General features: G+C 61.6%; 26 protein-coding genes. 20 read left to right on the top strand and 6 right to left on the bottom strand.

The window, feature by feature from the left end; all coding sequences use genetic code 11:
* Positions 1 to 101 precede the first annotated feature (101 nt).
* The 12 genes from dxs (at position 102) to F0184_RS13240 (ending at position 11,497) form a co-directional block, all read left to right on the top strand.
* On the top strand, positions 102 to 2,021 hold the full coding sequence (dxs, locus tag F0184_RS13290; protein WP_150496668.1) for a 1-deoxy-D-xylulose-5-phosphate synthase: 1,920 nt from the start codon (positions 102 to 104) through the stop codon (positions 2,019 to 2,021).
* A gap of 153 nt (positions 2,022 to 2,174) precedes the next feature.
* Positions 2,175 to 3,557: an MFS transporter gene (locus F0184_RS13285; RefSeq protein WP_150496667.1), complete on the top strand. Its 1,383-nt coding sequence runs from the start codon at positions 2,175 to 2,177 to the stop codon at positions 3,555 to 3,557.
* Between the two features lie 123 nt (positions 3,558 to 3,680).
* Complete coding sequence (locus F0184_RS13280; RefSeq protein ID WP_150496666.1) at positions 3,681 to 4,100, top strand: hypothetical protein; 420 nt, start codon at positions 3,681 to 3,683, stop codon at positions 4,098 to 4,100.
* A 36-nt stretch (positions 4,101 to 4,136) separates the two neighbouring features.
* Positions 4,137 to 4,628, top strand: coding sequence for a copper chaperone PCu(A)C (locus tag F0184_RS13275; protein ID WP_150496665.1), 492 nt, complete (start codon positions 4,137 to 4,139; stop codon positions 4,626 to 4,628).
* A 12-nt stretch (positions 4,629 to 4,640) separates the two neighbouring features.
* The gene (locus tag F0184_RS13270) at positions 4,641 to 5,264 is read left to right on the top strand and encodes an SCO family protein (protein ID WP_150496664.1); all 624 of its coding nucleotides are present in this window, start codon (positions 4,641 to 4,643) and stop codon (positions 5,262 to 5,264) included.
* A gap of 15 nt (positions 5,265 to 5,279) precedes the next feature.
* On the top strand, positions 5,280 to 5,414 hold the full coding sequence (locus F0184_RS21040) for a hypothetical protein (protein WP_280176948.1): 135 nt from the start codon (positions 5,280 to 5,282) through the stop codon (positions 5,412 to 5,414).
* Between the two features lie 29 nt (positions 5,415 to 5,443).
* Entirely contained in the window at positions 5,444 to 6,184 is a 741-nt protein-coding gene (locus tag F0184_RS13265) for a TlyA family RNA methyltransferase (protein ID WP_150496663.1), read from the top strand.
* 90 nt (positions 6,185 to 6,274) lie between these two features.
* Positions 6,275 to 7,072, top strand: a complete 798-nt coding sequence (locus F0184_RS13260) for a hypothetical protein (RefSeq protein ID WP_150496662.1) — start codon at positions 6,275 to 6,277, stop codon at positions 7,070 to 7,072.
* Between the two features lie 101 nt (positions 7,073 to 7,173).
* Entirely contained in the window at positions 7,174 to 8,403 is a 1,230-nt protein-coding gene (locus F0184_RS13255) for a class I SAM-dependent RNA methyltransferase (RefSeq protein ID WP_150496661.1), read from the top strand.
* A gap of 7 nt (positions 8,404 to 8,410) precedes the next feature.
* The gene (locus F0184_RS13250; protein ID WP_150496660.1) at positions 8,411 to 9,529 is read left to right on the top strand and encodes a class I SAM-dependent methyltransferase; all 1,119 of its coding nucleotides are present in this window, start codon (positions 8,411 to 8,413) and stop codon (positions 9,527 to 9,529) included.
* Between the two features lie 69 nt (positions 9,530 to 9,598).
* Positions 9,599 to 10,918 carry a 3,4-dihydroxy-2-butanone-4-phosphate synthase gene (ribB, locus tag F0184_RS13245; RefSeq protein ID WP_150496735.1) on the top strand — a complete coding sequence of 440 codons (1,320 nt, stop codon included), beginning with the start codon at positions 9,599 to 9,601 and terminating at the stop codon, positions 10,916 to 10,918.
* A gap of 12 nt (positions 10,919 to 10,930) precedes the next feature.
* Positions 10,931 to 11,497, top strand: a complete 567-nt coding sequence (locus F0184_RS13240) for a hypothetical protein (RefSeq protein ID WP_208998467.1) — start codon at positions 10,931 to 10,933, stop codon at positions 11,495 to 11,497.
* Positions 11,498 to 11,548: 51 nt separating this feature from the next.
* On the opposite strand, the gene aroC is transcribed toward F0184_RS13240, so the two are convergent.
* Positions 11,549 to 12,640 carry a chorismate synthase gene (gene aroC / locus F0184_RS13235; protein WP_150496659.1) on the bottom strand — a complete coding sequence of 364 codons (1,092 nt, stop codon included), beginning with the start codon at positions 12,638 to 12,640 and terminating at the stop codon, positions 11,549 to 11,551.
* 289 nt (positions 12,641 to 12,929) lie between these two features.
* Here aroC and F0184_RS13230 point away from each other — a divergent pair, with 289 nt between their 5' ends.
* Positions 12,930 to 15,203, top strand: coding sequence for a putative bifunctional diguanylate cyclase/phosphodiesterase (locus F0184_RS13230; RefSeq protein WP_150496658.1), 2,274 nt, complete (start codon positions 12,930 to 12,932; stop codon positions 15,201 to 15,203).
* A gap of 57 nt (positions 15,204 to 15,260) precedes the next feature.
* Here the strand turns inward: F0184_RS13230 and F0184_RS13225 are convergent, their stop codons facing one another.
* From F0184_RS13225 to fabI, 3 genes are all read right to left on the bottom strand, one after another.
* Positions 15,261 to 16,445, bottom strand: a complete 1,185-nt coding sequence (locus tag F0184_RS13225) for a DUF3095 domain-containing protein (protein ID WP_150496657.1) — start codon at positions 16,443 to 16,445, stop codon at positions 15,261 to 15,263.
* 102 nt (positions 16,446 to 16,547) lie between these two features.
* The gene (locus F0184_RS13220; protein ID WP_150496656.1) at positions 16,548 to 17,192 is read right to left on the bottom strand and encodes a histidine phosphatase family protein; all 645 of its coding nucleotides are present in this window, start codon (positions 17,190 to 17,192) and stop codon (positions 16,548 to 16,550) included.
* Positions 17,193 to 17,278: 86 nt separating this feature from the next.
* Positions 17,279 to 18,097: an enoyl-ACP reductase FabI gene (gene fabI / locus F0184_RS13215; RefSeq protein WP_150496655.1), complete on the bottom strand. Its 819-nt coding sequence runs from the start codon at positions 18,095 to 18,097 to the stop codon at positions 17,279 to 17,281.
* Positions 18,098 to 18,263: 166 nt separating this feature from the next.
* On the opposite strand from fabI, the gene F0184_RS13210 reads away from it, so the two are divergent.
* From F0184_RS13210 to F0184_RS13200, 3 genes are all read left to right on the top strand, one after another.
* On the top strand, positions 18,264 to 19,676 hold the full coding sequence (locus F0184_RS13210; RefSeq protein WP_150496654.1) for an FAD-binding oxidoreductase: 1,413 nt from the start codon (positions 18,264 to 18,266) through the stop codon (positions 19,674 to 19,676).
* A gap of 748 nt (positions 19,677 to 20,424) precedes the next feature.
* On the top strand, positions 20,425 to 21,888 hold the full coding sequence (gene dnaA / locus F0184_RS13205) for a chromosomal replication initiator protein DnaA (RefSeq protein ID WP_150496653.1): 1,464 nt from the start codon (positions 20,425 to 20,427) through the stop codon (positions 21,886 to 21,888).
* Between the two features lie 159 nt (positions 21,889 to 22,047).
* The gene (locus tag F0184_RS13200) at positions 22,048 to 22,590 is read left to right on the top strand and encodes a glyoxalase superfamily protein (protein WP_150496652.1); all 543 of its coding nucleotides are present in this window, start codon (positions 22,048 to 22,050) and stop codon (positions 22,588 to 22,590) included.
* Here the strand turns inward: F0184_RS13200 and F0184_RS13195 are convergent.
* Both F0184_RS13195 and F0184_RS13190 read right to left on the bottom strand, forming a co-directional pair.
* Positions 22,520 to 23,356, bottom strand: coding sequence for a class I SAM-dependent methyltransferase (locus F0184_RS13195; protein WP_150496651.1), 837 nt, complete (start codon positions 23,354 to 23,356; stop codon positions 22,520 to 22,522). The two genes, F0184_RS13200 and F0184_RS13195, sit on opposite strands and share 71 nt — an antisense overlap.
* Positions 23,357 to 23,424: 68 nt before the next feature.
* Positions 23,425 to 24,246 (bottom strand): SOS response-associated peptidase, encoded by an 822-nt coding sequence (locus tag F0184_RS13190; RefSeq protein ID WP_150496733.1) that lies wholly within the window; start codon positions 24,244 to 24,246, stop codon positions 23,425 to 23,427.
* Positions 24,247 to 24,387: 141 nt separating this feature from the next.
* Here F0184_RS13190 and F0184_RS13185 point away from each other — a divergent pair, with 141 nt between their 5' ends.
* The 4 genes from F0184_RS13185 to F0184_RS13170 all read left to right on the top strand — a co-directional run bounded on the left by F0184_RS13185 (position 24,388) and on the right by F0184_RS13170 (position 26,366).
* Positions 24,388 to 24,897, top strand: a complete 510-nt coding sequence (locus F0184_RS13185) for a hypothetical protein (protein ID WP_150496650.1) — start codon at positions 24,388 to 24,390, stop codon at positions 24,895 to 24,897.
* Between the two features lie 62 nt (positions 24,898 to 24,959).
* Positions 24,960 to 25,388, top strand: a complete 429-nt coding sequence (locus F0184_RS13180; RefSeq protein ID WP_150496649.1) for an NUDIX hydrolase — start codon at positions 24,960 to 24,962, stop codon at positions 25,386 to 25,388.
* Between the two features lie 106 nt (positions 25,389 to 25,494).
* Complete coding sequence (locus F0184_RS13175; protein ID WP_150496648.1) at positions 25,495 to 25,902, top strand: TIGR02301 family protein; 408 nt, start codon at positions 25,495 to 25,497, stop codon at positions 25,900 to 25,902.
* Positions 25,903 to 26,093: 191 nt separating this feature from the next.
* Positions 26,094 to 26,366 carry a hypothetical protein gene (locus tag F0184_RS13170; protein ID WP_150496647.1) on the top strand — a complete coding sequence of 91 codons (273 nt, stop codon included), beginning with the start codon at positions 26,094 to 26,096 and terminating at the stop codon, positions 26,364 to 26,366.
* The last annotated feature ends 29 nt before the right edge of the window (positions 26,367 to 26,395 follow it).

The raw sequence follows: 26,395 nt of genomic DNA, 5'->3' as shown, positions 1-26,395 counted from the left end.
GCATTGCAGGGAAAAATGCCGCCATTCGTCCATTTGCGCCAAAGGCAGCGTTCGTGTAAGCGTGCGTCCCTCAAACGAAGTTCAACGGAGCATCACTGCGCGTGTCGTCAAAGCCGGAAACCCCACTCCTTGATCGAATCCAAACCCCCGCCGACCTACGAAAGCTCGCCGATGGCGATCTGCAAACCGTGGCCGACGAATTGCGGGCGGAAACAATCGACGCCGTGTCGATCACCGGGGGGCATCTTGGCGCGGGGCTGGGCGTGGTCGAGCTCACGGTCGCAATCCATCATGTATTCAACACACCCCAGGACCGGCTGATCTGGGATGTCGGCCACCAATGCTACCCGCACAAGATCCTGACCGGACGGCGCGACCGGATCCGCACCCTGCGGCAGGGCAATGGTTTGTCCGGCTTCACGAAAAGGGATGAAAGCGAGTACGACCCGTTCGGGGCGGCGCATTCCTCCACCTCGATTTCAGCCGGGCTGGGCATGGCCGCGGCGCGGGACCTGAAGAAGGACAAAAACAACGTGATCGCCGTCATCGGCGACGGGGCCATGTCCGCCGGCATGGCCTATGAGGCGATGAATAATGCCGGGTCTCTCGGTTCCCGCCTGATCGTCATCTTGAATGACAATGACATGTCCATTGCCCCGCCGACGGGCGCGATGTCCGCTTATCTGGCCAAACTGGTCTCCGGCCCGACCTATCAAAGCATCCGGGACGCGGCCAAGACGCTGACCAGGAACCTACCCAGACCGTTGAAGGAAAAGGCGGCAAGGGCCGAGGAGTATGCACGCGGCTTCTGGACCGGTGGCACTTTGTTCGAAGAGCTTGGATTTTACTATGTCGGCCCCGTCGACGGCCATAACCTCGGCCATCTTCTGCCGGTCCTGAGAAACGTGCGGGACACGCATCATGGTCCCGTTCTCATCCATGTGGTGACCCAGAAGGGCAAGGGCTACGCACCCGCGGAAGGCGCGAAGGACAAATACCACGGTGTCTCGAAATTCGACGTCGTCACGGGCAAGCAGGCCAAACCCAAGGCGAATGCGCCAAGCTACACGAACGTCTTCGCGACATCGCTGATCACGGAAGCCGAACACGACGACCGGATCGTCGCCATCACCGCCGCCATGCCGGATGGGACCGGCCTCAACCTCTTCGGCGAAGCTTTTCCCAGCCGCACATTCGATGTCGGCATCGCCGAACAGCATGCGGTGACGTTCGCGGCGGGCATGGCGACCGAGGGGTTCAAGCCCTTTGCCGCGATCTATTCCACGTTCTTGCAGCGCGGCTACGATCAGGTTGTTCACGATGTCGCCATCCAGAAACTTCCGGTCCGGTTTCCGATTGACCGCGCTGGCCTCGTCGGGGCCGACGGCCCAACCCATGCGGGCTCCTTCGACACAGCCTTTCTCGCATGTTTGCCAGGTTTTGTCGTGATGGCGGCGGCCGACGAGGTCGAACTGCGGCACATGGTGGCAACGGCGGCCGCCTATGACGAAGGCCCCCTGTCGTTCCGGTATCCGCGCGGCGAAGGCGTTGGCCTTGATCTGCCCGAACGCGGGACCGTGCTCGAGATCGGCAAGGGAACCATCCGCCGAGAGGGAACCAAGGTCGCGCTCCTGTCGTTTGGCGGACGAATGGCCGAGTGCCTGAAGGCCGCGGAGGAACTGGATGCGGCCGGACTGTCGACAACGGTCGCGGACGCCCGTTTCGCGAAACCTCTGGACACCGCCCTCATCCAGCGCCTTGCCCGCGAGCATGAAGTCCTGATCACCATCGAAGAGGGATCGGTGGGCGGCTTCGGCAGCCATGTTCTGTCCTGCCTCGCCCAGATGGGCGAACTGGACAAGGGGCTGAAGGTGCGCACCCTTTGCCTTCCCGACCAGTTCATCGATCAGGACAAGCCGGATGTGATGTATGAAAGGGCCGGCCTCACCGTCGATGGAATCATGAAGACGGTTTTCGAAACACTTGGCCAAACGGGCCTGTCGGCGTTCCGGAGGGCCTGAAGGCGGCATGCGTCACGCCGATAGCTGGTGTGGCTCTGGCGCATGTGTCGAAGATTGACAAAACGTCACACCGCTGCCACACGCTTATATGACCAACGAGAGCGTCGGCTGCCGCCGGCGCTTTTGTTTTTCGATACGGCGCTGGAGGCGATTATGGGACAGACGCTCGCCCCGATTTCAGCTTTGCTCCTTTCGGTTGCTTGCTTCGTCTTGGGACACGGGCTTCAGTCCACCCTTCTTCCCCTTGCAGCCGAAAGCGCCGGCTTCACCGACCTGGAGATCGGTGTCATCTCATCCGGCTATTTCGTCGGCATGGTTCTCGGCTGTCTTGGCGCTCCGCACGTGATCATGCGGGCAGGGCACATCCGGGCCTTTGCCGCGATGGTATCGCTCATGTCGGCGGCCGCGATCGTGCATCCGATCATCGTCGATCCCATCGCGTGGTTCGTGATCCGCACCGTGTCCGGCTTCTGTCTGGCCGCCTTCTACATGATCGTCGAAAGCTGGTTGAACGAGAGAGCGACCAACGAGAACCGGGGCGGCATCATGTCCCTCTACATCGTCATACTCTTCGGATCGATGGTGGTTGGACAGGTGTCGATCTCGGGCATGGACATCAACTCTTTCGTTCCCTTTGCCATTGCCTCGGTGACGGCCAGCCTCGCCGTCCTGCCCGTCACCTTGACCACCTCGACCCAGCCGGCCCCCATCGCCCTGGTGCAGTTCCGGCCCAAGAAGCTCTACAACAATTCACCGGCGGCCTTCGTTGGCAGTCTGCTGGTCGGGGTGACGAACGGAACCCTGTGGACGATGACCCCGCTTTATGGATCGCAAATCGGGTTCACGACGAACCAGGCCGCCTTCTTCTCGGCGGCGATCATTGCCGGGGGCATGCTGTTCCAATGGCCAGCCGGTAAACTGTCGGACCTGATCGACCGGCGCATCGTCCTTCTGGGCCTGGCCGGTTTTACCGGCCTCACGGCCCTGGCCATCAGCCTCATCAATCCGACCGACTTCCTGATCGCAACAGGCATGGTCCTGATCATTGGCATCTTCTCGCAGCCCGCATACGCGGTCGCGGTCGCCCATGGGTTCGACTATGCGGATCCCGAGGACTTCGTGGAAACCTCTTCGGGCCTGTTGCTGGCCTTCGGGATCGGCTCGATCTTCGGACCGTTGATCGCGTCCCTGCTCATGGAACGGCTGGGGCCGACCGGCTTGTTCTGGATGATCGTTGTCGTGTCGCTCGCCCTGGTGGCCTTCCTGTTGACCCGCCTTGTCGCCCGCGAAGCCATGGATCCCGATGACAAGACGGACTTCGAGTACTCGACAACGGCCCAGGTCGGGTCTGTCATCACACCGGAGCCGCTTGATGTCGATGCCGACAACGTCGTGCCGCCGGAGGAATTTCCGGCCTATGAAGACGATATCTACAACTTTGACACGGGCTCCGGCGACCGGACTTCCGGTCCCGAAGAGGAGGCCGGAGGAACCGAGGAAGAAGCGGAGAGCCAGGCGCCACACCCTGCCCGGTAAGGTCCGTCCAGCGCGCCATGGCTGGCTTTCCGGCACAGCGGGTGCAGGCAGGGCCACATCGGGCAAGGGCTGGCGTCCGCTATTGGCGGATGTGGCAATTCGACGCTCGACGGCACCGGGAAAATGACGGATAAGACCGCCATGCCGATGAAACGATCGCAAATCTTGCAGACGCTGCACCTGGAAAGACGGCCCCTTGCCTGTCTGGCGGCGCTCGGTCTTGTGCTGCAAGTCATGGTCGTCAGCCTCACGCTCGCTCTGGCGCCAAGCGCCATGGCGGACGGCCTTGGCATGTTGTGCCAGCCATCGGCCCTGGAGGAGGGCTCCCAGCCCCGGGCAACACACGATCCGGCCAACTGCATCTGCGGGCCGGTCTGCGGACACACCGGCAAGATCACGGCAACGGCGACCACCTCCCAACCGAGCGAACCGCCGCGCGTTTTCGGCTTCGTTTCATGGGCGGAGGATCATTCCAGTCCGTCCGCCTTTCAGCATCTCGCCGGAGCCGGCATCCGCGGGCCACCTGCATTCGTGAACGTTTGACCCTTTTCCCGAAAACCAAACGACACGGAATGCATTATGAAACTTCTCAAGACACTGGCCGCAGCGGCGGCCGCAACCCTGTTTGCCTTTGCCGCACAGGCTGGTGATTATAAGGTCGGCGATCTGGTGCTGGAACAACCCTGGACCCGCGCAACGCCGCCGAATGCCAAGGCCGGCGGCGGTTTCGTGACCATCACGAATCAGGGCGCGGACGCGGACCGGCTCATCGGCGCGGCCGCGGGCGTCTCCGACCGGGTCGAAATTCATGAAATGGCCGTTGTCGACGGCGTCATGAAAATGCGGGAACTTGAAAACGGAATTGAGATCCCCGCGGGCGAGACCGTGATGCTACAGCCGGGCGGCCTGCACATCATGTTCATGGGGCTGAACGGCAAATTCGAGGAAGGCACGATGATCCCGGTCACCTTGACCTTCGAGAAGGCCGGTACAATTGACGTAGAACTGGCGGTGGGCGCCATGGGATCGAAAACCATGAACCACAGCAAACACCATAATCATGGGAACTGATCGAGGAACGGAATGTCTGGATTGAAGGCATTACGGTACGGGGCATGGGCGGCGGTTGCCGCCCTTGCCATCGCATCCGGCACGCTGGTTTACCTGCAAAGCACCCAAAGCCCGACCGGCGGAGGCGCGTTGATCGAGCCTCTGGCCACCATCGGCGGACCGTTCGAACTGGTGAATGCGAACGGCGAGACCGTCACCGACGCGGATCTGTCCGACAAACCAAAGGTCATCTTTTTCGGGTTCACCTATTGCCCCGATGTATGCCCCACGAGCCTTTATGAGCTTCAGGGCTGGATCGAAGCGCTCGGGCCGGACGCGGACAAGCTGCACTACGCATTTGTCAGCGTAGATCCCGAACGCGATACGCCCGATGTGATTGGCGACTATGTCGGCGCATTTGACGAGCGGATCATGGCCTTGACCGGATCGCCTGAGCAGGTGAACCAGGCGATCAAGGCCTATCGGGTCTACGCCAAGAAAGTCCCGCTTGACGACGGCGACTACACCATGGACCATTCGGCGTCGATGTTTCTGATGAACACGGACAACCAGTTCGTTGGAACAATTGCTTATGGCGAGGCCGAAGAGACGGCCCTTTTGAAACTGCGGCGTTTGATCGACAGCGCCGCATCCTGAGCGGAGTTCGCCCACGTGCAGCCGAGCCTTTACGCGGGACTTGCCCTGGCAGGCGGTGTGTTGATCACCGCCTCCTTGATGCTTTGGCTCTACGCTGGCGAGCGCGTCTATGTCGACCGGCTGTTGTCGGCGATCGCCGGCTGCTTCTAGACCTGCGCGGCGGCGGGACACCCGGCACGATGAGCACCGAACGGCTCGACCAGTTGCTCGTGGCACGAGGCATTTTTCCGACCCGCGCTCGCGCCCGCGACGCGATCTTGCGCGGAACGGTTCAGGTCGACGGCGCGGTCTGCATCAAGCCCGCGCGCAAAACACCCGTGAACGCCGTGCTGGCCGCGGACGATCCGGCGGCGGCCTATGTCTCCCGTGCGGCGCTGAAACTGGTTGCCGGCCTTGAGACGTTTGGCATCGATCCATCGGGCAGGACCTGTCTGGATATCGGCTCGTCCACAGGCGGCTTCACGCAGGTGTTGCTGGAGCGCGGTGCGGCGCGCGTTCATGCCATCGATGTTGGAACCGATCAGTTTCATCCCCGTTTGCGCGGCCATCCGCGCGTCAATCTGCGCGAAGGGCTCAACGCCCGGGATCTGCGCCCCAGCGATCTCGACGGCGAAAGCCCGGACCTGATCGTCTCCGATGTGAGTTTCATTTCCCTGAAACTGGCGCTCCCCCCCGCTCTCGATCTGGCCCGGCCCGGCGCCCAAGCCGTTCTTCTCGTGAAGCCGCAATTCGAGGCGGGCCGGGAGCGGGTGGGAAAAGGCGGGCTGGTCGATCCAGCCATCGCCGAAGCCGTGTCCGCGGAGTTGCGCGACTGGCTCGACACCGCGGCGGACTGGACCGCCGGGGATCTCTTTCCATCGCCGATCGCCGGCGGCGACGGGAACCGGGAATGGTTGCTGCACGGAACAAAACACCCGTGACCCATTTCACACCGCCTGTCTCCCAGGCGTCTCTGGCAAGAGCGGCAAAAGCCGCTCATCGATCAGAAGCGGAATGGGGAGTTATGTGGAATGCAAATCCGGATTCTTTTCATCGGCGCAGGCGCGCTCGCGCTTGCCCTGTCCACGCCAGTTGCGGCCGATTGCGGCTGTACCGGCATGTCGGTAACATTCGCCGGCCCGCAGGACATTTGCTCGAACAATTGGTTCCCGATCGGCGCAGACGCCGGTCCCGACAACGGGTTTCCGGAGTGCACGGCCAGACAGGATGTCGGTCCGGGAACGGCCTGCCAGGGTTTTGCCTATATCTACATATGTCCGACCGGGGTGAATTCGGAAGTCGCCCTTGAACAAAAGACCGGCTTCAAGGTGGAGGCGGACTACGCCGGAGGCAGCGATGGCGCGCAATGCACAGCCGGACAAATCCTGCAGCTGTCCATCACCAGCAATATGGGCGCGGACATCCCGGACATCAATCCGACAACACTGGACGGAGACCAGGATTTCGGAACCTACCTGACAACCATCGACAACGATGAGGACAACGCTTTTCCCGCAGCCGGAAGCCGGGCCAACGGCCGCTACACCTATGGCGGCGACAACTACCAATCCGACAGCGGCCAGGTGATCATCGGCCAGACCGATGGCGGCGTGCAATGGTGGGACAACACGGATCAGGCCAAGGACGGACACGACGAGAATGCGAGCTGGGAATACCGGTTCCTCTCATTCGTCCGCGGTTCGGGCGGCGAAAACCCGGACTGTTCCTGCGCCTTTGACATCGACGTCATCTGGCTCGACGACAGTCCGGCGGTGACCAACTTCGTCCGCTCAGCCAGCGGTTCGGTCAATTGCAATCATTGGGACTAAACCAAGGGGCACGTACGCGGCCCCGGCATCAAGCCGGGGCAATGGCGACGGCGGACCGTTTACGCCTTGCACATGGACCGGAGCGCGGCTAACGGTCAGCCATGGATCCTTTGAGACTTACCATCGATCATCTCGGCCATCGCGGCGACGGCGTGGCCCTTGCCGATACCGGCCCCATCTTTGTGCCCGGCGCGCTTCCCGGCGAAACCATCGACGCCGCAGTCGATGGCGACCGTGCGCGCAATGTCCGCATTCTCACGCCGAGCCCGGACCGTGTTGCCCCCGTGTGCCGTCACTTCGAGGCCTGCGGCGGATGCGCGGTGCAGCATCTTCGCAAAGAAGCCTATGACGATTGGAAGCGGGCGCTCGTCTCGAAAGCCCTTTCGGACAGAGGCATCGACCACCCCGTCGAGCCTATCGTTTCCGGAGATCCCGGGACCCGGCGGCGCGCGGTGTTCAGCGCCGTCCGCGCCGGACGCCACACGGTTCTGGGATACCACGAAAAGGCCAGCCACAAGCTGGTGGACATTTCCGAATGCCCGGTGCTGGATCCCGCGATTGTCGGCGCGCTGCCGGATCTGAAGCGCCTCGCCGGGCAACTGTTGCCCAAAAAGGATGAGATGCGCGTGACGGTCCTGGCGACAACCGCCGGCCTCGACGTGACGGTCGAGAAGGCCGACAAGAGCTATGACAAGACAATCCCGGCTGTCTCCCGCCTTGCGGCCGAAGCCGACTGGGCGCGGCTGTCCGTGAATGGCGAAACCCTGATTGAAATCCGCCCCCCGATGCTCGACATGGGCGGGGCCGCGCTGGTCCCGCCGCCGGGCGGCTTCACGCAAGCGACACTGGAGGGCGAACAGGCGCTCGTCGCCATGGTGCTGAAAGGTGCCGGCACGGCAAAAACCGTCGCCGATCTGTTCAGCGGTTCGGGCACGTTCGCACTGCATCTGGCCCGTCAGGCCAAGGTGCACGCTGTCGAGGGGGACGCCGCGGCGCTGAAGGCGATGGACCAGGCGATCCGCCGGGCCCAGGGTTTGAAGACCCTGAAGACAACCCGGCGGGATCTGTTCCGCAGCCCGCTGGTCCGCGAAGAGCTGGCGCATTTCGAAGCCGTTGTCTTCGATCCGCCCCGGACCGGCGCGCAGGCCCAGGCTGCCCAGCTTGCCGGATCGGAGGTCAAGACCGTGATTGCCGTGTCCTGCAATCCGGCCACTCTGGCGCGCGACCTGCGGATCCTCATCGATGGCGGCTACGTGCTGCAAACTGTCACGCCAGTGGACCAGTTCGTGTTTTCGCCCCATATTGAAGTGGTCGCTGTTCTGACCAGGTAGCCCGCCCATGGAAGAGGTTTCATCCCTTGACGCGACCGCCGCCGGACGGCGGCCCTCGCGGCGTTCCATCGACGTCTTGTCCTTTGCCCGGCGCGCGCGGTACGCGGTTCACCAGGGCAGCCGCGTTGTCCTGTACACACTCCACTCGGAAGCGATGCGGCGGATCAACCAGCGCATCCAGAAAGATCTGCCGCCTGTCCCCAAACCCGTGCCCGACGGACCGGTGCCGAGCCAGCGGCGGATGCTGCGTGACATCGCCAGGCTTTTTTCCGATGACCTCGCCTCGGTCGAGCGCGGCGATTATCCGCTGCCCGCCGACGGCTCGATGACCCCTGCCGAACTGCTTCAAACAAGCCGCGCCTTTTTGAAGGACGTGCCGGAGGTTGCCCGGCGCCGGGCGACCGGCGCGCATCAGGAAGTCTTTGAAGACCGCGACCGGTTTCCCGACACCCTGCCCCGCTACTACCGGCAGAACTTCCACTACCAGACCGACGGCTGGCTGTCCGAAGACAGCGCCAAGCTCTACGATTTTCAGGTGGATGTGCTGTTTTCCGGCGCCACCGCCGCGATGCGGCGGCGCGCGCTGGTACCCTTTTCCCGGATCATTCGCGAAAAAGACCAGCGCAAACTGGCGTATGTCGATCTTGCCTGCGGAACAAGCGGGCTGCTTGGCCCGGCCCTGTCGGCGTTTCCGCGCCTGCGCGGTGTGGGACTGGACCTGTCCGAGCCCTACCTGACTGTGGCCTGCAAACGTCTGGCCAACCGGCGGGCTGCGTTCCTGACCGCGAAGGCCGAGGAGCTCCCCTTTGCCAGCAACAGCCTGGACGTGGTGTCCTGCGTCTATCTGTTCCACGAGTTGCCGCCCAAGATCCGGCGGCAGGTGTTTGCCGAAGTCGCGCGGGTTCTCAAGCCCGGCGGATCGTTTCTCTTTGTCGACAGCCTGCAAACCGGCGACGTGCCCGGCTATGACGGGCTCCTGACGCTTTTCCCGCAACTGTTTCACGAGCCCTATTACATGTCCTACCTGAAAGAGGATTTCGAGGACATCGGCCGGCAGGCCGGATTGGTCCAGCGCTCCGTCGAACCGGCCTTTGTTTCCAGGATTGCTGAATTCACCAAGCACTGAGACCCGAAAATTCAGTATCACTGAAATCTTTTCCTTGCGGCCGGCAGCGTGACGGCCTACACAGGGCTCATGAAACTTGATCATTGGCTCTTGCAGAATGGGGAAACCCGCAGCGCCTTCGCGCGCCGGGCCAACCTGTCTCCTGCATCCGTGACCGCGCTTTGCAACGATCCCAACGCATGGGTCTCGCGCGACATGGCGCGCAAGATCGCGGCGGCGACCAACGGCGCGGTCACTCCCAATGATTTTCTAGGCCTTTCCACAACCAAGGAGCATCCCGTGTCCCAGACCCGTGTCGCTGAAGCCATCCGCGCGTTCGAGCGTGGCGAAATCGTGGTCGTGACCGACGATGACGATCGGGAAAACGAGGGCGATCTGATTGTCGCGGCAAGCAAGATCACGCCTGAGCAAATGGCGTTCATGGTGCGTCACACGTCCGGTATCATCTGCGCGCCCATGACCCAGCAAAATGCCCGCCGCCTGCGGCTGGACCCGATGGTTTCGGCGAATGACGCCCCGCTGGCGACCGCCTTCACCATTTCCGTCGATTACCGGCCCGGCCTGACCACCGGCATTTCCGCCGAGGAGCGTTGCGCCACCGTTCGCGCACTTGCCAACAACAATGTCGGCGCGGACGACTTCGTACGCCCAGGACACATCTTCCCGCTGGTTGCCAAACAGGGCGGTGTGCTGATGCGATCCGGGCACACCGAAGCCGCTGTCGATCTGTGCCGTCTGGCCGGTCTTGAGGAAGTCGGCGTGATCAGTGAACTCGTCAACGATGACGGCACGGTCAAGCGCGGTGATCAGGTTGCCGCCTTCGCCGCGGACCACGATCTGAAAATGGTCTCCGTGTCCGACCTGATCGCCTGGCGGCAGCGCACCGAAAGGCTGGTTGAGCGAGTGGCCGAGCAGCCCGTGGAAACGCCGGTCGGCCCGGCCTATGCCATGACCTATTCAACCCCTTACGACCCGATGCACCACGTCGCGGTGGTGTATGGCGATATTCTGGACGGCCGTAATGTGCCGGTGCGGTTGCAGCTTGAATCGGTTCTTGACGATGTCTTCGGACCGCAGCCTCCGCTCGATTCCATCATGCGGCTGTTTGCCAATCGGGGGCGCGGTGTGATTGTCTATCTGCGGGAAGGCTCTGTTGGCGTTGCCCGCCAAACGAAGCGCAATCGTACGGATCTGGAAGCGGCCGAGAACGAGGAGCATGCTTCGGCCAAGGTTCGTGAGGAACAATGGCGCGAAATTGGTCTTGGCGCCCAGATTTTGAAGGACCTTGGCGTGGCCTCGATCCAATTGCTGTCTTCGAAAGAACGCCACTATGTGGGTTTAGAGGGGTTCGATATCAAAATCGAGGGCACGGAAATCATCGACACCTGACATGGGGGCGACATGGCTGTAGCGCAGAAGAAGGGCGGCGTGGATCCATTTGACGGCGACGAGGCAACACGGGGGCCCGCTCCGTTTGCGATCGGCTTCGAGCGCGCGAACGGAACCGGAATTGTGTTTGGTGCCGCCTTTCTGGCCGTTGTGCTGCTGGCCATCGGCCTGGCAAGCGGCCAGACCCTGCTTGCCTTTGCCGCGCTCGCACCACTCGGCATCGCCTTGTGGCACTATCCCATGATCGAAAAAGGCAAGCCGCAACTGGGCGCGAACCCGGATGGCCTGTTCGTGGAACGGATCGGGTTCATTGACTGGGGGTCGATCCGGATGATCGACCTGTCCAGGACATCCGTTCGAAACATCGAACTGGTGAAGCTGAACGTTCTACTGAACCGCTCTCTCGACGCCGCCGTGGCACAGAAGCAGAAGTTCCCGTTCTGGAAGACACTGATGATGCGGAACTGGAAAGTCAGCCAGAGGGAGCATGGACGGTCACTGCTGTCCATCGATTTGCACACCTTGACCCACGATCCCGACGAGATCGTCAATCGGATCCGCGCCTACGGAGCGTTCTGAGGCTCGCGGGTGTAAAGGAAGGTTCGGAGGGAACGACCGGACGGGCGCCGATCAGCCGCCGCCAACCTGACCGCGATGGCGGAGCAGATGATCGGCCAGCACACAAGCTATCATGGCTTCTCCAACCGGAACGGCCCGGATTCCGACACACGGATCGTGACGGCCCTTGGTCCGTACATCCACCTCCTCCCCATCCCGCGTGACCGATTTCCGGTCGGTCAGAATGGATGAGGTCGGCTTGACCGCGAAGCGGACCACCAGCGGATCTCCGTTGGAGATCCCGCCCAGAACGCCACCGGCATTGTTGCTCAAAAACGCCGGCCGGCCGTCCGCGCCCATGCGCATTTCATCCGCGTTGGCTTCTCCGGTCAGACCCGCGGCCTCGAACCCATTGCCGATCTCGACGCCTTTTACGGCATTGATCGACATCATTGCCGCCGCCAGGTCCGTATCGAGCTTGCCGTAAAGCGGCGCTCCCCATCCGGCGGGCACGCCTTCCGCCACGATCTCAATGACCGCCCCGACCGAAGACCCCTGCTTTCGAACGGCATCGAGGTAGTCGGCCCAGGCTTCGGCTGCGGCCTTGTCCGGACAAAAGAACGGATTGTTGTCCACTTCGGCCCAATCCCAATTGGACCGGTTGATCCGATGCTCGCCGATCTGGATCAATGCGCCGCGGATGGTGACGCCGGTCAGGACTTGCCTGGCCACGGCTCCCGCCGCCACGCGCATCGCGGTTTCGCGCGCGGAGGATCGCCCGCCGCCGCGATAATCGCGGATCCCGTATTTTTCGAGATATGTGTAGTCCGCATGCCCGGGCCGGAACCGGTCCTTGATCTCCGAATAATCCTTGGAGCGCTGGTCGGTGTTTTCCACAATCAGCGAAATCGGCGTGCCGGTGGTCTTCTGGACACCGTCGTCATCCATCATGACGCCCGACAGAATCTTCACCTCGTCCGGTTCCCGGCGCTGCGTGGTGAACCTGGACTGGCCCGGCTTGCGCCTGTCCATGAACACCTGGATGCCGGCCTCTGTCAGCGGCACCAGCGGAGGGCATCCGTCCACAACACAGCCAATGGCCGGCCCATGGCTCTCGCCCCAAGTCGTGACACGAAACAGATGGCCAAAAGTGTTGTGCGACATGCCTCAGCTTTCCCGCGGTTCTCGAAACACGAATGGCCGTCAGCGATAAGGCAAACCGGCGGAACGGACAAGGCCACCCGGATCGATCCCGGGGGGCAAAACGGCACATAGGCCCAACCGAAGTCTCTTCGGACGTCCCCTTCAACCAATTCCAGCCGGCCCGATCACGGATCTTCAAATTCTTTTGCTGGCGTTGTTTTTCTGCCGTGCATCCGTCTGCCTTCGGGAAATATTAAGCGACACCCGCCATCATCGTCTCAAGTTCTGTCCACCCTGGGAGCGGGAAAACGTGAAACTTCGCGGATGGTTGACTGGAATCATCCTTTTTCTGCTGGGGCCAAGTCTTCTCTTCGCCACCTTGTGGGTCCGCGCGTCCTTGAGCGAGGTCGAGCGGCTCGATCGCGCCCTGGACGGGCTATCCGCCATTGCCGAGTTGGGACCGCTGATGGAGCGGAGACTGGCCGGCCCTTCCAGCACGCTTCCCGGGGCGGTCCCATCCCTTTCGAACCTCGGCCTGACGAAGCTTGAGACAGAACGGGCCAATCTGACGTTTCAGGCCTTTTTGCAGGAACCTTCCGTCAGCCGCTCGATCCGGCACGCACGGGACTTCGTCCGCCAGGTTTCAAGAAGCATCCAGTTGACCGCCTTGACGACGCTGGAAACATCCGAACTTCCCTACATCCTGAGCGATTATCTGCCTTCGGTCATCTATGAGTCGGCGGCCATGGTTTACACAGGCGACCAGCTCTCGAACAAGAGTGCGCTCAATCTTTGGGACCGGATGTCGCTGCCTGTCCAAGGAGGGCAATTCAAAGTCGCGGCGGACTCCGTTGCCCGGATCACAACCACCCACTTCATGTATCTGACCGGTCCCCGGGCCGAAATCATGCGGGAAAAGGGTAGCCGGTTCCTGAACGCAAACGCGGTTTTCCAATCCGCAGGCGCCGAAATGCTGATGTCGGCAAGCCGTGCAGACACCGGAGCGGACATTCAAGCTGCACAAGCCATGGCCATGTTCCCAAGGCTTGCAAAGACCAGTCTTGCCCTTTGGACAGAGACACTTGGGTATTTGCGGGACGATCTCAACCAGCGGCGCAACGCGACCGTGTTCGAGGTCGTTCTGGCCACAATAGTCGGGTTTCTGGTCATTGTGACAGCCTTCGGCCTGGCAGCTTTGCTGAGCCGCTCGCTCGCGGAACGCACGCAGCAGGAAATCGACGACCTCGGCTATCATGACCCCTTGTCCGGATTGCCAAACCGGCGCGGGGTAATGAAGCGGCTTGAAGTGCATGACGCGGCTCAATCGGACTGCGAACACGGTGTGATCATCGCCGACATCAGGCATTTCAAGGCCATCAACAGCAGCTATGGGGAGGAGGTCGGCGATTGTGTTCTACGGATCGTCGCCGAGGACCTCAAAAGGTATGGACTTTCCGACGATTTCGTCGGCCGCACCGGCGGCGCCGAGTTCACCATTTTCCGGCCGAACCTGCACTCTGGCTCCGCCGAGCTCCAGAAGATGGCTCTCGAAATCATGACAATCCTGAAGCGCGACCGCCAGATCGCCGAGCAAGCGACCACCTTGGATTTCTGCATGGGCCTTGCCGTCAACCGCCTTGGGAACTGTGAAGACACGGTGCTTGAGGCGGCCTTGGCCCTGAAAGCAGCCAAACGGGCCGGGTCCACCGAGATCCGGCTGTTCGAGCCGGCGATGCGCAGCGAGTTCGACAAGACGGCGGCCATCGCGAAAGACCTTGTCGACGCGGTCAAGGGCGGTCAGATCGTCCCTTGGTTTCAGCCCCAGATCTGTGTCCGGACGGGCCGCACGGTGGGTGCGGAAGCTCTGGTGCGTTGGATCGATACAAATGATGGCGTGCGCTACCCCGGAGCGTTCTTGCCGGCAGCGGAAGAAGCCGGATATACCGAACTCATCGATGCCTGTGTGCGAACCAAGGCGCTTGGCATGGCGGCGCACTATCTCGAGCACACGCCCGAACCGTTTCACATCGGCATCAACGCCTCCCTTGGACTTGTCGCGGCGCCGGATTGCGCCGAAATGCTGCTCGATGCCGTACACGAAGCGGGTCTGGCGCCTCGCAATGTCAGCATCGAGATCCTGGAAGCCGTCATGATCGATGCGGTCACGGCCGAGCCGATCAAGGAGAATGTGGCAGAACTGTCCCGCCTTGGTTTCCATATCGAACTCGACGATTTTGGAACCGGGCATTCCAGCATTTCCAGCCTGCGGGACCTCAGCATCGACCGCGTCAAGATTGACCGGAGCTTCGTTTCCGGTGTCGACAAGAACCCGGAGCTCCAGAAATTCACCAGCGCTCTCATTCAACTCAGCAAGAGCCTCGATATTTCCGTGTTGGCGGAAGGCGTGGAAACGGAGGCCGAGTTCCGTTGGCTGGCCGAGAACGGCTGCGATGTCGTCCAGGGCTGGCTGATCTCGAAGGCCGTTCCCGAAGCTGAATTCTTCGAGCGGCGGGGACGGTTTGGCGATATCCTTCCCAAGCCGGCGCCGCGACTGGCGCCCTTGGCCGTCAACCTGGGAACATAGGACCCGCTACCGTTCTTGGACGGGTGCGCTCCAATTCAGGCGACCTTCCGGTGGCGTTCAGGCGGATTTCAAATCAGGGCCGCGGTTCGCTTTCTTCCGGGCGTCGAAGTCTTCCGCGGCGCGGGCGAAACCGCCATCCGTCCCATCGATGAAGTGGATGTGCTGACCGTCGCCGATATCCGATACAAAACAGGTAATCATCGCCTCATCCGAGACATGCATCCCGTACTCAGCCTTTCCGGCCAGACGCGCTTCCTCAAGCCTTGCCCTGAGTTGATCCGCCTGGTCGGTGGTCAGATCGAGAACCAGCCGCAAGGCGTCATCGAGGCGGCGATGGTCGGTGTTGCGCACCAGTTCGCCCAGATACCGGCGTGGCTCGAAGGGCCCGACCCGGCGCCCCGTGAGGGAACCCCACACAAAGGCAAGGCATTCGAGGGCGGATCGGAGGCCGTGTTTCCAGCGGCCGTGCGCACCTCCCAGTATCGCGGTTTCCCGCGCCAAGAACGTCGGCGGAAAACGGAACTTCAAACGGTCCTCGGACAGAAAACGCCCGCTTGCGCCGGAGGACAGGGGATCGCCGCCGACCGCTTCGCAAATCCGTTGCACGAGTGCGCCAAGTTCACCCGGGCTGGACGGCTTGGCGATCAAGGTCACAACAACATCCTCGCGCGCGGGAATCGGCTCCCAGCGGCAGGACAAGCCATCGAGCAGCGGCTCGACCTCCGGATCGGCTTCGATGGCAAAACGCGGGTCTGGCTCCGGGTTCTTCAAGAGAGCGTCCGCCAGCTCGAAACCGCCGCCCACGGCCATCGCAAGATGGTTGCCGGGGCTCAACTCAAGCTTCCGCAATCGAATGTCGGCTCCCCGCCTTCGGATTTCCTCCATCGGGATGGCGGCGATCCGAAGAGCCAGACCGGCAGCGGACCGCGCCAGGGCGGCGACACCGGACAGGGCCTGGCGCCCGGCATCGATATCCTGTCCCGGGATCAGCAGGAGCGCGCCGTCTCCGCCGAAAACAAAGGGAATCCGGTCGCGCCCGAGCCGGTTCAGGACCGCCGCAATGACGGCGGCGCCCACCAGATTGACTTCCCTGTAACGTCCCTGCGCGATCGCGTCGCGGGAGCGGACAATGTCGGCGGCCAGAACGACCCAGTCGTCCGGCACCGGATCATAGGCAGAGAGATCCGTTACGCCGGCAAAGTCGTTGAAGACCGGTAGGTTTTTGTAAAAATCTGTGGTCACGGCTAGTGAACTCCTGTTTGGGGTCACTTACGCGGGGCAAGTGCCACAAATGCGGCAAGGGCATTCAATCCGGAGTCACGTTTGTGTGTGGGAAAGCCAGGGTCAGAACCAGCCCGGCTCGTCATTGCGCCAGATGAAAACCTGATCCTGAGGCACATCGAGTTTCGGCGCGACGGTCGTGTCCAATCCCTCCAACAGGGCGCGCATGACCCGGAAAACGCCGCCGTGCGCCACGACGATTGACGGTTCCGAGACCGTCGTCAGCCAGTTGGAAATCCGGCCCGTGAGCATCGCGTAGCTTTCCCCGTTCGGCGGGGTAAAGCCCCATTTGTCCCGGGCCCGCGCGGCCACCAGCGCAGGCTCGGTCAGCGCCAGCTCTTCAAGCGTATGCCCTTCCCAATCACCGAAGGTGATTTCCAAGAGGCGCGGATCCAGCCGGTATCCATCTTCGGGCAACTGCAGTTGCGCGCGGACCAGCGCCATGGTCTGCCGTGTCCGGTCAAGAGGCGAGGCCACGAAGTCGAAATCGCCAACGGACAACCCCTCGCGCTGCAGAAACGCGGCCAGGCGCCGGCCGTTGCCGATCGCCTGATCGATCCCGGTCGCATTGAGTGGGATGTCCTTGCGGCCTTGCATGCGCCCTTCGGCATTCCAGTCCGTCTGGCCGTGGCGGATGAAGATCATGAGCCCGGGACCCGGCAGCCGCCGTACCCTGCCGTTTGCGGGCATGTCAACAACAGCGCTCATGCGAGGTCCTGGTTGGAGTGCGTCTTCTGCATTACGCCCCATGAGCCGGTTTGGCTCACAAGAAGACAGGCACCCGGATCGATCGGTCAGTCCTTCACAACCGAGATATCCGGGGCGTCGACCGCCTTCATACCGACCACGTTGTATCCGCAGTCAACATGCTGGATCTCTCCGGTCACCCCGCGTCCGAGATCGGACAGCAGGAACAGGGCCGCATCCCCCACCTCTTCGATGGTCACGGTCCGGCGGAGCGGCGCGTTGTATTCATTCCACTTCAGAATATAACGGAAATCGCCGATGCCCGAGGCGGCAAGGGTCTTGATCGGTCCGGCCGAAATCGCGTTCACGCGGATGTTCTGCGGACCGAGATCCATGGCCAGATACTTCACCGAGGCCTCGAGCGCGGCCTTGGCAACGCCCATTACATTGTAATGCGGCATCACCTTTTCCGCCCCGTAGTAGGTCAAGGTCAGGATCGATCCACCGTCGCTCATCAGCTTTTCGGCCCGCTGGGTTACGGCGGTGAAGGAATAACAGGAGATGTCCATGGTCCGGGCGAAGTTCTCGGACGTCGTGTCGACATAGCGGCCGGTCAGTTCATCCTTGTCGGAAAAGGCGACGGCATGCACGAGAAAGTCGATCTTGCCCCAGGTTTTTTCCAGATGCGCGAACACGGCATCGATGCTGTCGGGATCGGTCACATCGCAGTGCCCCGCAATGATCGCGCCCAGTTGCTCGGCCAGCGGCGTGACACGCTTTTTCAGGGCGTCCCCCTGGTACGTCAAAGCCAGCTCGGCCCCGGCGTCGGCCAATGCCTTGGCAATTCCCCAAGCGATCGATCTGTTATTGGCAACGCCCATGATCAAGCCGCGTTTGCCATTCATCAATCCGTGCGTTACCGCCATCGTCTTCTCCAGGAAATATAACCAAACCCGACCGGGGTGGCTTCCTATGGCACAGCCCCCCTGTTCCTTCAAGACAGCGTGCAGCCGAATGAAGCGTCGACGTTCCCGGTCCAAAGGCTTATGGTGCGCGCCGATTTCGACCTGGAGAATCTGAGGACTGCCGCTGATGAGCGAGAGCATGCATGCTGGGAATTTTACCGATCTGATCGGTTCGGCGAATGTTTTGACCGCCCCGGCCGACAAGGCCCCGTACCTCGTGGAATGGCGTGACCTCTATCAGGGGCAGACACCGATGGTGCTGCGTCCGGGCTCCACCGCGGAGGTGAGCGCGATCATCCGCTATGCCAACCAGAACAATCTGAAGATCGTCCCTCAAGGGGGCAACACCGGCCTGGTGGGCGGCCAAATCCCGCAGGAAACCGGGCAGGAGATCGTCCTGTCGCTTGGCCGGATGAACAAGGTCAGACAGGTCGATCCGGAGGGATTTGCGATCACGGTCGAGGCTGGCGTCGTCCTGGAGACCCTTCAAAACGAGGCCGAAAAGGCGGGCCGCCTGTTCCCGCTTTCCCTTGGTGCGCAGGGCTCCTGCCAGATTGGCGGGAACATCTCGACCAATGCCGGCGGCACCTCGGTGCTGGCCTACGGGAACACGCGGGACCTTGTCCTCGGCCTCGAAGTCGTGCTGCCGAACGGCGAGATCTGGAACGGTCTGCGGAGCCTGCGCAAGGACAATACCGGTTACGATCTGAAACATTTATTTATCGGTGCGGAAGGCACCCTGGGGATAATTACAGCCGCCACTTTGAAGCTGTTTCCCAAGCCGAAGAAACTGGAAGCCGCATTCGTCGGACTGGCCGATCCGGCGTCCGCCCTGCGGCTCTTTTCGATCGCCCGCGAACAGGCTGGCCCGCTGCTGACCGGTTTCGAACTGATGCCGCGCATCGGCGTCGAATTCTGCCTTCGCCATCTGGAGCATACCCGGGATCCGCTCGAAGCGCCCCATCCCTGGTATGTCCTGATGGAGATCTCCAGCGGGTCCGAGGTCTTCGAGACACGGGATCTTCTGGAAGCGATCCTGGGCGAAGCCTTGGAGGAAGGCGTGGTCGAGGACGCGGCGTTCGCGCAGAACCTGCAACAGGTGCAGGACTTCTGGCATATCCGGCATGGCATGTCCGAAGTGCAGAAGGCCGAAGGCGGTTCGATCAAACATGATGTGTCCGTGCCGGTCGCCTCGATCCCGGCCTTTCTGGACAAAGCCATGGCCGCGGTCGAGGACTTCGTTCCCGGCTGCCGACCCGTGCCCTTCGGCCACCTTGGCGATGGCAACATTCACTTCAATGTCAGCCAGCCCCTCGATGCCGACAAACAGGCCTACCTCGACAAATGGGATGCCATGAATGAAATCGTCCATGGCATCGTCCTTGATTTCTCGGGGTCCATTTCTGCGGAACACGGAATAGGCCGCTTGAAAAAGGATCTGCTGACAAAGGTAAAGAGCCCGATCGAGCTCGAGTTGATGCGGCAAATCAAAAGAACCCTTGATCCCAAGGGACTGCTCAATCCGGGGCGCATCCTTTAGCGGCCCTTCGGCTTGATCCAAGGCCGCTGATATCGTTTGGGCCGCGCGACCCGCGCGGCCGGCATGCTCCCGCAACCGCATGCACAATTTTTGATTGCACCTCCGATTGCATAGACTTTGCTTTCGTCGGCAGACCCGAATCTTTAGCCAACGAAGACCTGGCCCGGCGCCACCCGGCGGAGGGATGAATTCCCTCGAAAAGCTCAAGCCCATACTTCGGGCAAACGGTTTTTCTCCACAACATACAAATGGGTGTGTGATCCACAGCCCAAGCCCGGACCTGCGCGCCCCCGCATCCGAGCATTTTTGACAGTATGTGAAGGGAGATTCGGTCCGATAACCATATAACTTTTTCTAATATTTAACTTTTTTTTTGAAAACCCCAACAAAAAAAACCAAAATCTAAATGCAGCGTTAACAATAGTTAATACGAGAGCGCAAACACCCCATCAAAACCATGTTTCGCGCCTCTCGAAACAGCAACGACGGAACCATCGGAGAAAGGAAAAACAGAAGTCAAACAAGGCACTAGGAGCCAATCCAACTGGACAATATTATCAAGAGTATAACATCCAAGGATTGGACAAATACTAGTCAAGAGACTGTTCGCAGGTTGCAGAACGTTGTGGACAATCAGCTCATAATGCGCCGGACACTCCGGAGAACAAACGCGGCCGCGAAAGGCCGTCGAACAAAACAAATTCATAAGCGGGTGTGTTGGCCGCTGTCCTTGATTTGGAGGCGAATAATGCATGTACAATGTGCACGTGGAAGCGATCGATGGGAAAGTGTGAAGACCAAGCTTCGGGCGGAATTGGGGGACGATGTCTTCTTCAATTGGTTCGGGCGGGTGCTTCTGGAAGAAGAAGCGGATGACATGGTGCGGCTGTCCGTGCCGACACGCTTCCTCAAGAACTGGATCCAGGTCCATTACAAGGACCGGATCATGAGCCTTTGGAGCACCGAAGGCGAAGAAATCGGCCGGCTGGAACTGACTGTGCGGGGCGCGATCCGGCCGCGTGGCGTGGCTTTCGCAGGCAATCAGAAGCAGCTTCTTGCCTCAAACTCCAATATCCGGACCGGCCTTCCCCAGACCGGGCGGTCCATGGCCGGCGCACAGGCCACATCCGGCGGCGCGGTCCTGAAAACGGCGGCAGGGGACCTTCCCTTGCAATTCCTCCAAGGTGCCGCCATCAGCCCTGCCCTCACGTTCGACAGTTTTGTCGAGGGCAGTTCAAACGGACTTGCCTACTCAGCGGTTCGCCAGATGGCCAGCGGCGAAACCGGCAAGATCGACCTGCTGTACATCCACGCCGGTGTGGGCATCGGAAAGACCCACCTGTTGCAGGCCGCGGCCGCCGAAGTACGGCGCGACGGACGCAAGGCACTTTATGTCACGGCTGAATTCTTCATGTATCAGCTGGTGCCGGCCCTGCGGACACGTTCCTACTCGGCCGTGAAACAGACCATGGATACGGTGGACCTCTTGCTGATCGACGATGTTCAGCTGCTCCATGGCAAACAGCAGCAGCAGGAGTTTTGCCAGACCCTGCAAATGCTGCTGGAAACCCCGAAACAGGTGATCGCCGCCGGGGACCGGCGGCCGGAAGACTTGAACACGCTGGACGACAATATCCGCCAGCGCTTCAGCAAAGGCGTCGTCGCCGCAATCCAGGCACCCGATTTCGAGCTTCGGCGGAACATCGTCGAAAAACGGATCGCGCAGGGCCGCAAGCACTACCCGACCTTCGACGTGCCCAAGCCTGTGGTCGATCACATCGCCCGTCATGTGGCGTCGTCGGCCCGCGACCTGGAAGGCGCCGTGAACCGGCTGATCGCCCACAACCAGCTGACCCATCAACCGATCACACAGGAACTGGCGGACAAGACCCTGCATGATCTCGTCCGCCCGACCGAACTCCGGTCGGTTCTGATCGAGGACATCCAGCAGGTGGTGTGCAAACACTACAGCGTCACCAAGTCCGACCTGCTTTCGTCATGCCGGGCGCATACCATCGTCAAGCCGCGCCAGATCGCAATGTATCTGGCAAAGGTCATGACACCGCGGTCGTTGCCCGAGATCGGACGCCGGTTCGGCAACCGGGACCACACGACCGTGCTCCATGCCGTGCGCAAAATCGACAAGATGGCCAAGGCCGACAAGGCCCTCGCCGCTGAGATCGACTTGCTGAAGCGGCTGGCGCACAGTTGACACACGGCGGGGCCGGCGCGGCCGGCCCTGGTGGGATCACAACTCAATTTTGGAAGCGAAGAACCGGTAGCAGCATGGCGGGCCGCAGGGCCGCGTCTGCCCTTCATCCGACTGCGAGGGCCGGTGTTCACCGCTCACAGATATCAGGGGTTTGAGAGCATGCGGCAGATTGACCGGCAGAACCTGCGCGCGCGGATCGCACGGCTGCGTGAACGCCTGCCAGCGGATGCGCGGCCGTTGCCCCAGGTTCCACAAACGGGGCTTGAAGGCCCGTCAAGCCAGGCTGGTGCTCCCTTATGGGCCCCTACCGGCCCCTGTACTCCACAGCTGCCGTGTTCAGGGGCCCGGATCAAGGGAACCTACCTCGGACACCGGTTTCAAGGGCGCCTGGATTTTCTGGCGAGGGTCCGCGGAACAGCGGTTTTCCGTGTCGGAGTTTGCTTCGACACGCCGGTCAACGCGTTCGAAGGCGGCGGACTGTCGGTATACCGGAACAAGGTGACCGCCATGGTGGACGGCAACGGGGTTTCGCTGGCCCAGACTTCGACAGGAACGCCCTATCTGGTGGTGGAGGCCAATCCCGGGTTCGTCCCCTTCGAGCAACACCAGCCGGAATGGGACGACCTGCCCGCTACGCCGCCGCTTTTCTGGCCAGAACAAGATGCCCGGACACGGGTTTGCCGTCCTCAAGGCGGACAGTGATGTCATCTGCCAACAGACGGACAAAGCCGGCCTCTTTTAAGGACTTGTCGATATAGTCGAGCCGATGGGCAAATCGGGTCTTCTGGCCGACACTATACGGATTGCCCTTGAAAGCGGACGGATCGTCGAATGTTTCTGTCGAGAAGGCCAGCACGCCGCCCGCCACGAGCCGGGCGGACGCACCCCGGAAGAGCGGTTCCACATCTCCCAGATACGGCAGGACGTCGGTCGCGGTGATCAGGTCCCAGACCGGCTGATGTCCGTCATCGTCTTCGAAGTCCTGAAGAAAATCGACCACCTCGCCGACATAGAGATCGTCGTAAACCTGCCGGTCGAAGGCCAGTTCGATGATCCGTTCCGAAAGGTCAACGCCGGTGCGATGGACGGTGCAGTCCGCCAGCGCCATGCCGGTCAGGCCGGTGCCGCATCCCAGATCCAGAAGACGATCGAAAGGGCCGAGCGACAGGCATTTCACCGCGTCCACCACCATCAGCGGGACGCAGTAACCGAGTTGATCCACCAGGATGGTGTCGAACACATCCGCATGCTGGTCAAACAGTGTGGCCACGTAGGCATCGGGCATCTTGGCCGGTGGCGCGGACCGGCCCATGGCGGCAAGGCGAACGCTCACACCGCCGCTATCCTCCTGGTCGAGCGCAAGGACTTCCCTGTAGGCCGCCTCTGCGGCATCGAAGTCTCCCGCCTTTTCGGCGTCAAGGCCGCGATTGTAGGCCTCGGCTACTCGATCCTGATTGGTTTTGGTCATGCCCGTTCCCGCCCGGCTGATAGGTCGGGCGTGTCATAGGCGACCGGCGGCAAGATTACCAGCACCGGTCAGAAAAGATCGAACTGATCCGGGTCGGTTTGCCGGGCCCGGCCCGTGCCGGTTTTCCGGGTTTTGGCCGGCGCGCCGGATCCGACAGTGCCCTCCCCGCCCGTATCTTCCCCGCCCGTTTCATCCCCGCCGGGACCATGCACGTCACCGGCGCGCTCCTCGATGCATGTTTGCAGGCCGGCATCATCATTCGCGACCTTGTTGACGCGGTCGGAGACGGGCACCGCCACCAGGTCGTCCTCCCCGGCTGGCTTCAAGAGGGCCTGCGCATCCCTTGCCATCACATCGCCGGTGCTCAGCCATGCGGCATGGTCTTCCGGGTCAAGAACGGCCGGCATCCGATGGTGGATCCGTCCGATGGTCCGGTTTGCCGGAACGGTCAGGATCGCCGCAGTGTCGATCTCTCCGCCATCGGGATCCGACCATGTGTCCCAGAGCCCGGCGAAAGCGATCACACCGCCGTCCGGGGGGGCGATCCAGTATGCCTGCTTGCCCTCGGGAGTCCGCCGCCACTCGTAAAAGCCCGATGCCGGGATCAGGCACCTGTGATGGCGCATCGCGGTCCTGAAGGACGGTTTTTGCGCCGCCGTCTCGGCCCGGGCGTTGATCAACAGGGTAAAGCTCGCCGGATCCTTGACCCAGGATGGAACCAGGCCCCATCGCACGAGGTGAAACCGCCGCTCGGCCCCGGCTTGCCGGACCGTGGCGATCGGCTGGGTCGGCGCGATGTTGTAGCGCGGGGGAAAATTCGGACGGTCAAGGTAACCCAGGAGCGCCCGCACATCTTCCGGCGTTGCGGTCAGGGCAAAACGGCCACACATCATGTCACCTTTACAGGATCATCGGTTTGTCGAGTTTGCATTTCGCGCGCTTTTTCTCTAGGGCGGAGTGGATCAAGATTAGGCAATTGGCAAGGAAAAGCCGTTAGCGTTCACACGCATGCTATCCACTGGGGGGACAAGATGGAATGCGATCCTCCGGTCTTGGGCGCGGGAAGCCTAACCGCCGAAAAGCTGGAAAAGGCGAATATCAATCCAGCGACCGGCCTCGCGACCGACTATCTCAACCACTTCAACGAGGTGGTCATGCTTTTGGAGATGCTGCCGGCCATGCCGGAATGCGCCGAAGATGTTCTCGCGTGGAAACCCCTCGACTATTGTAGCCATTTCGAGAACTCAAGCTTCACCGAAAAGCAACTGGCAATCACGGCCTACGAGGCAGCGCCGCCCTATTTGCGTGAAAATCTAGAAACGCTGATCCGCGAGATCAATGCAGCCGTTCAAACCGCGCAGGACGCGCTGCGCGATGGTCCCGCGGCAGTCGAGGTCGCGAACGATGTCTCCATCACCGCGACTGCGACCATCAAGCCGTTGATCTCGGTTGCCAGCGGCGTCATTCACGGCCATGTCGATGATGTCGAGATCCACGAGGGCGATGCGGCTCAAGCTGAGATCGACGCGTTGTTTGCCTGAACCGTCCGCGGACAGGACCTGTTTTCAATCTCCCAGTAGTTCCACCGGATTGCACCCCATCCATGACCCCGACGCGCGCCTATCCGTCCCACCCCCTCGTGGGTGTCAGCGCCCTGTGCTACAGGGGCTCCGACGTGTTGTTGATCAAACGCGGAAAACAACCCTATCTCGGGTTATGGAGCCTGCCCGGCGGCCTCATCGAACTTGGCGAAAGCCTTCAAGACGCGGTCCGCCGGGAACTGGCGGAGGAAACAGGTGTCATCGCCGATCTGGACGGTCACCATGAAACCTTCGACAGCATTTTGCGGGATGAGAACGGCCGGGTCAGCGCCCATTTCGTTCTCACCGTTTTCCGGGCCGTTCACGTCGAAGGGGAACCGATCGCCATGGACGACGCGGCCGATGCCCGTTGGGCGCCGCTTTCCGGCCTCGACCGGTTCGAGATGACCCCTGGCACCGCGGAGCGGATCCGCCGGCTTTTCGCCCGGTGAAACCGTGCCCCTGGCTCGCGGTGCCGCGTCACCCAGCCGTGGAGATTCCCGCCCGGGGCCGGTCGGACGCCTTGCGGACCAGCCTTGGCACCGGCATTGTGCGCGCATGCTTGCGCTCAAGTTTTCTCGCACCGCGATTATATGCCTGCTGCTGGGAGCCGCCTTCCCGCTCGGGCCCACCCACACCTTCGCCCAGGACCGCAGAACCGAGGCGCCCCCTTACGAACCGGATCTCATGCGTCTGTCCGAAATCATGGGCGCGCTCCATTTTCTGCGGCCCCTTTGCGGCGAGACCGACGAGCCGAACTGGCGCACCCGAATGGAAAGCCTGCTCGTGGCCGAAACGCGCGACGAGAACCGGCGCCGGCGGTTCATCGAGCGGTTCAATCAGGGATATCGTGGTTTCGCAGCTGTTTACCGAACTTGTACTTCCTCGGCCCGTACCGCAATGGGACACTATATTTTAGAGGGCGAAGAGATTATCAACCAGGTGTCGAGCAGATATGGCCGCTAGCCCGTGGACCGCTGCGTCACGTGCTGCCAAACGGTTGACCTTGCCGATCATAGTTGTGGGTGGGCGTTAAGAAAGCGTTCACCATGGCTCGCCCGGCCGATCCAGCGTGCTAGGATTCTAGTGAAGATTCGGGAGGCCCCAAAGGGTACGGCCCGCGCGTTGTTGAGCCACATGCACCGGTAAGGAAGCGAATGACGAACGACGACTACAGCGATGCCGCGATGGAAGCGGAATTCGCGGAAGATGAGGACATCCGGCGGGCTGCTCTCGGGTTTATTTCGGACGCCTGGGCCGAAGCGATCGCATGTGGCGTGGATGCGGATGCGGTGGCCCATGCGGCCATGTTTACCGCCCTTGCCGATCTTGTTGCGACATACGGGGAAGATGCTGTGGCGAAACTGGCCGAAGGATTGCCGGACCGGATCCAGCGCGGCGACTATACCGTGAACAGGACCCTGCAATAAAACCAGATCCGGCACGGGCTTCGAGCCAA

It is taken from the genome of Roseibium aquae (assembly GCF_008711285.1).
Classification (GTDB): Bacteria; Pseudomonadota; Alphaproteobacteria; order Rhizobiales; family Stappiaceae; genus Roseibium; species Roseibium aquae.
Note: the sequence above shows the minus strand (reverse complement) of the source record. Positions and strands in the feature narration are given on the sequence as shown.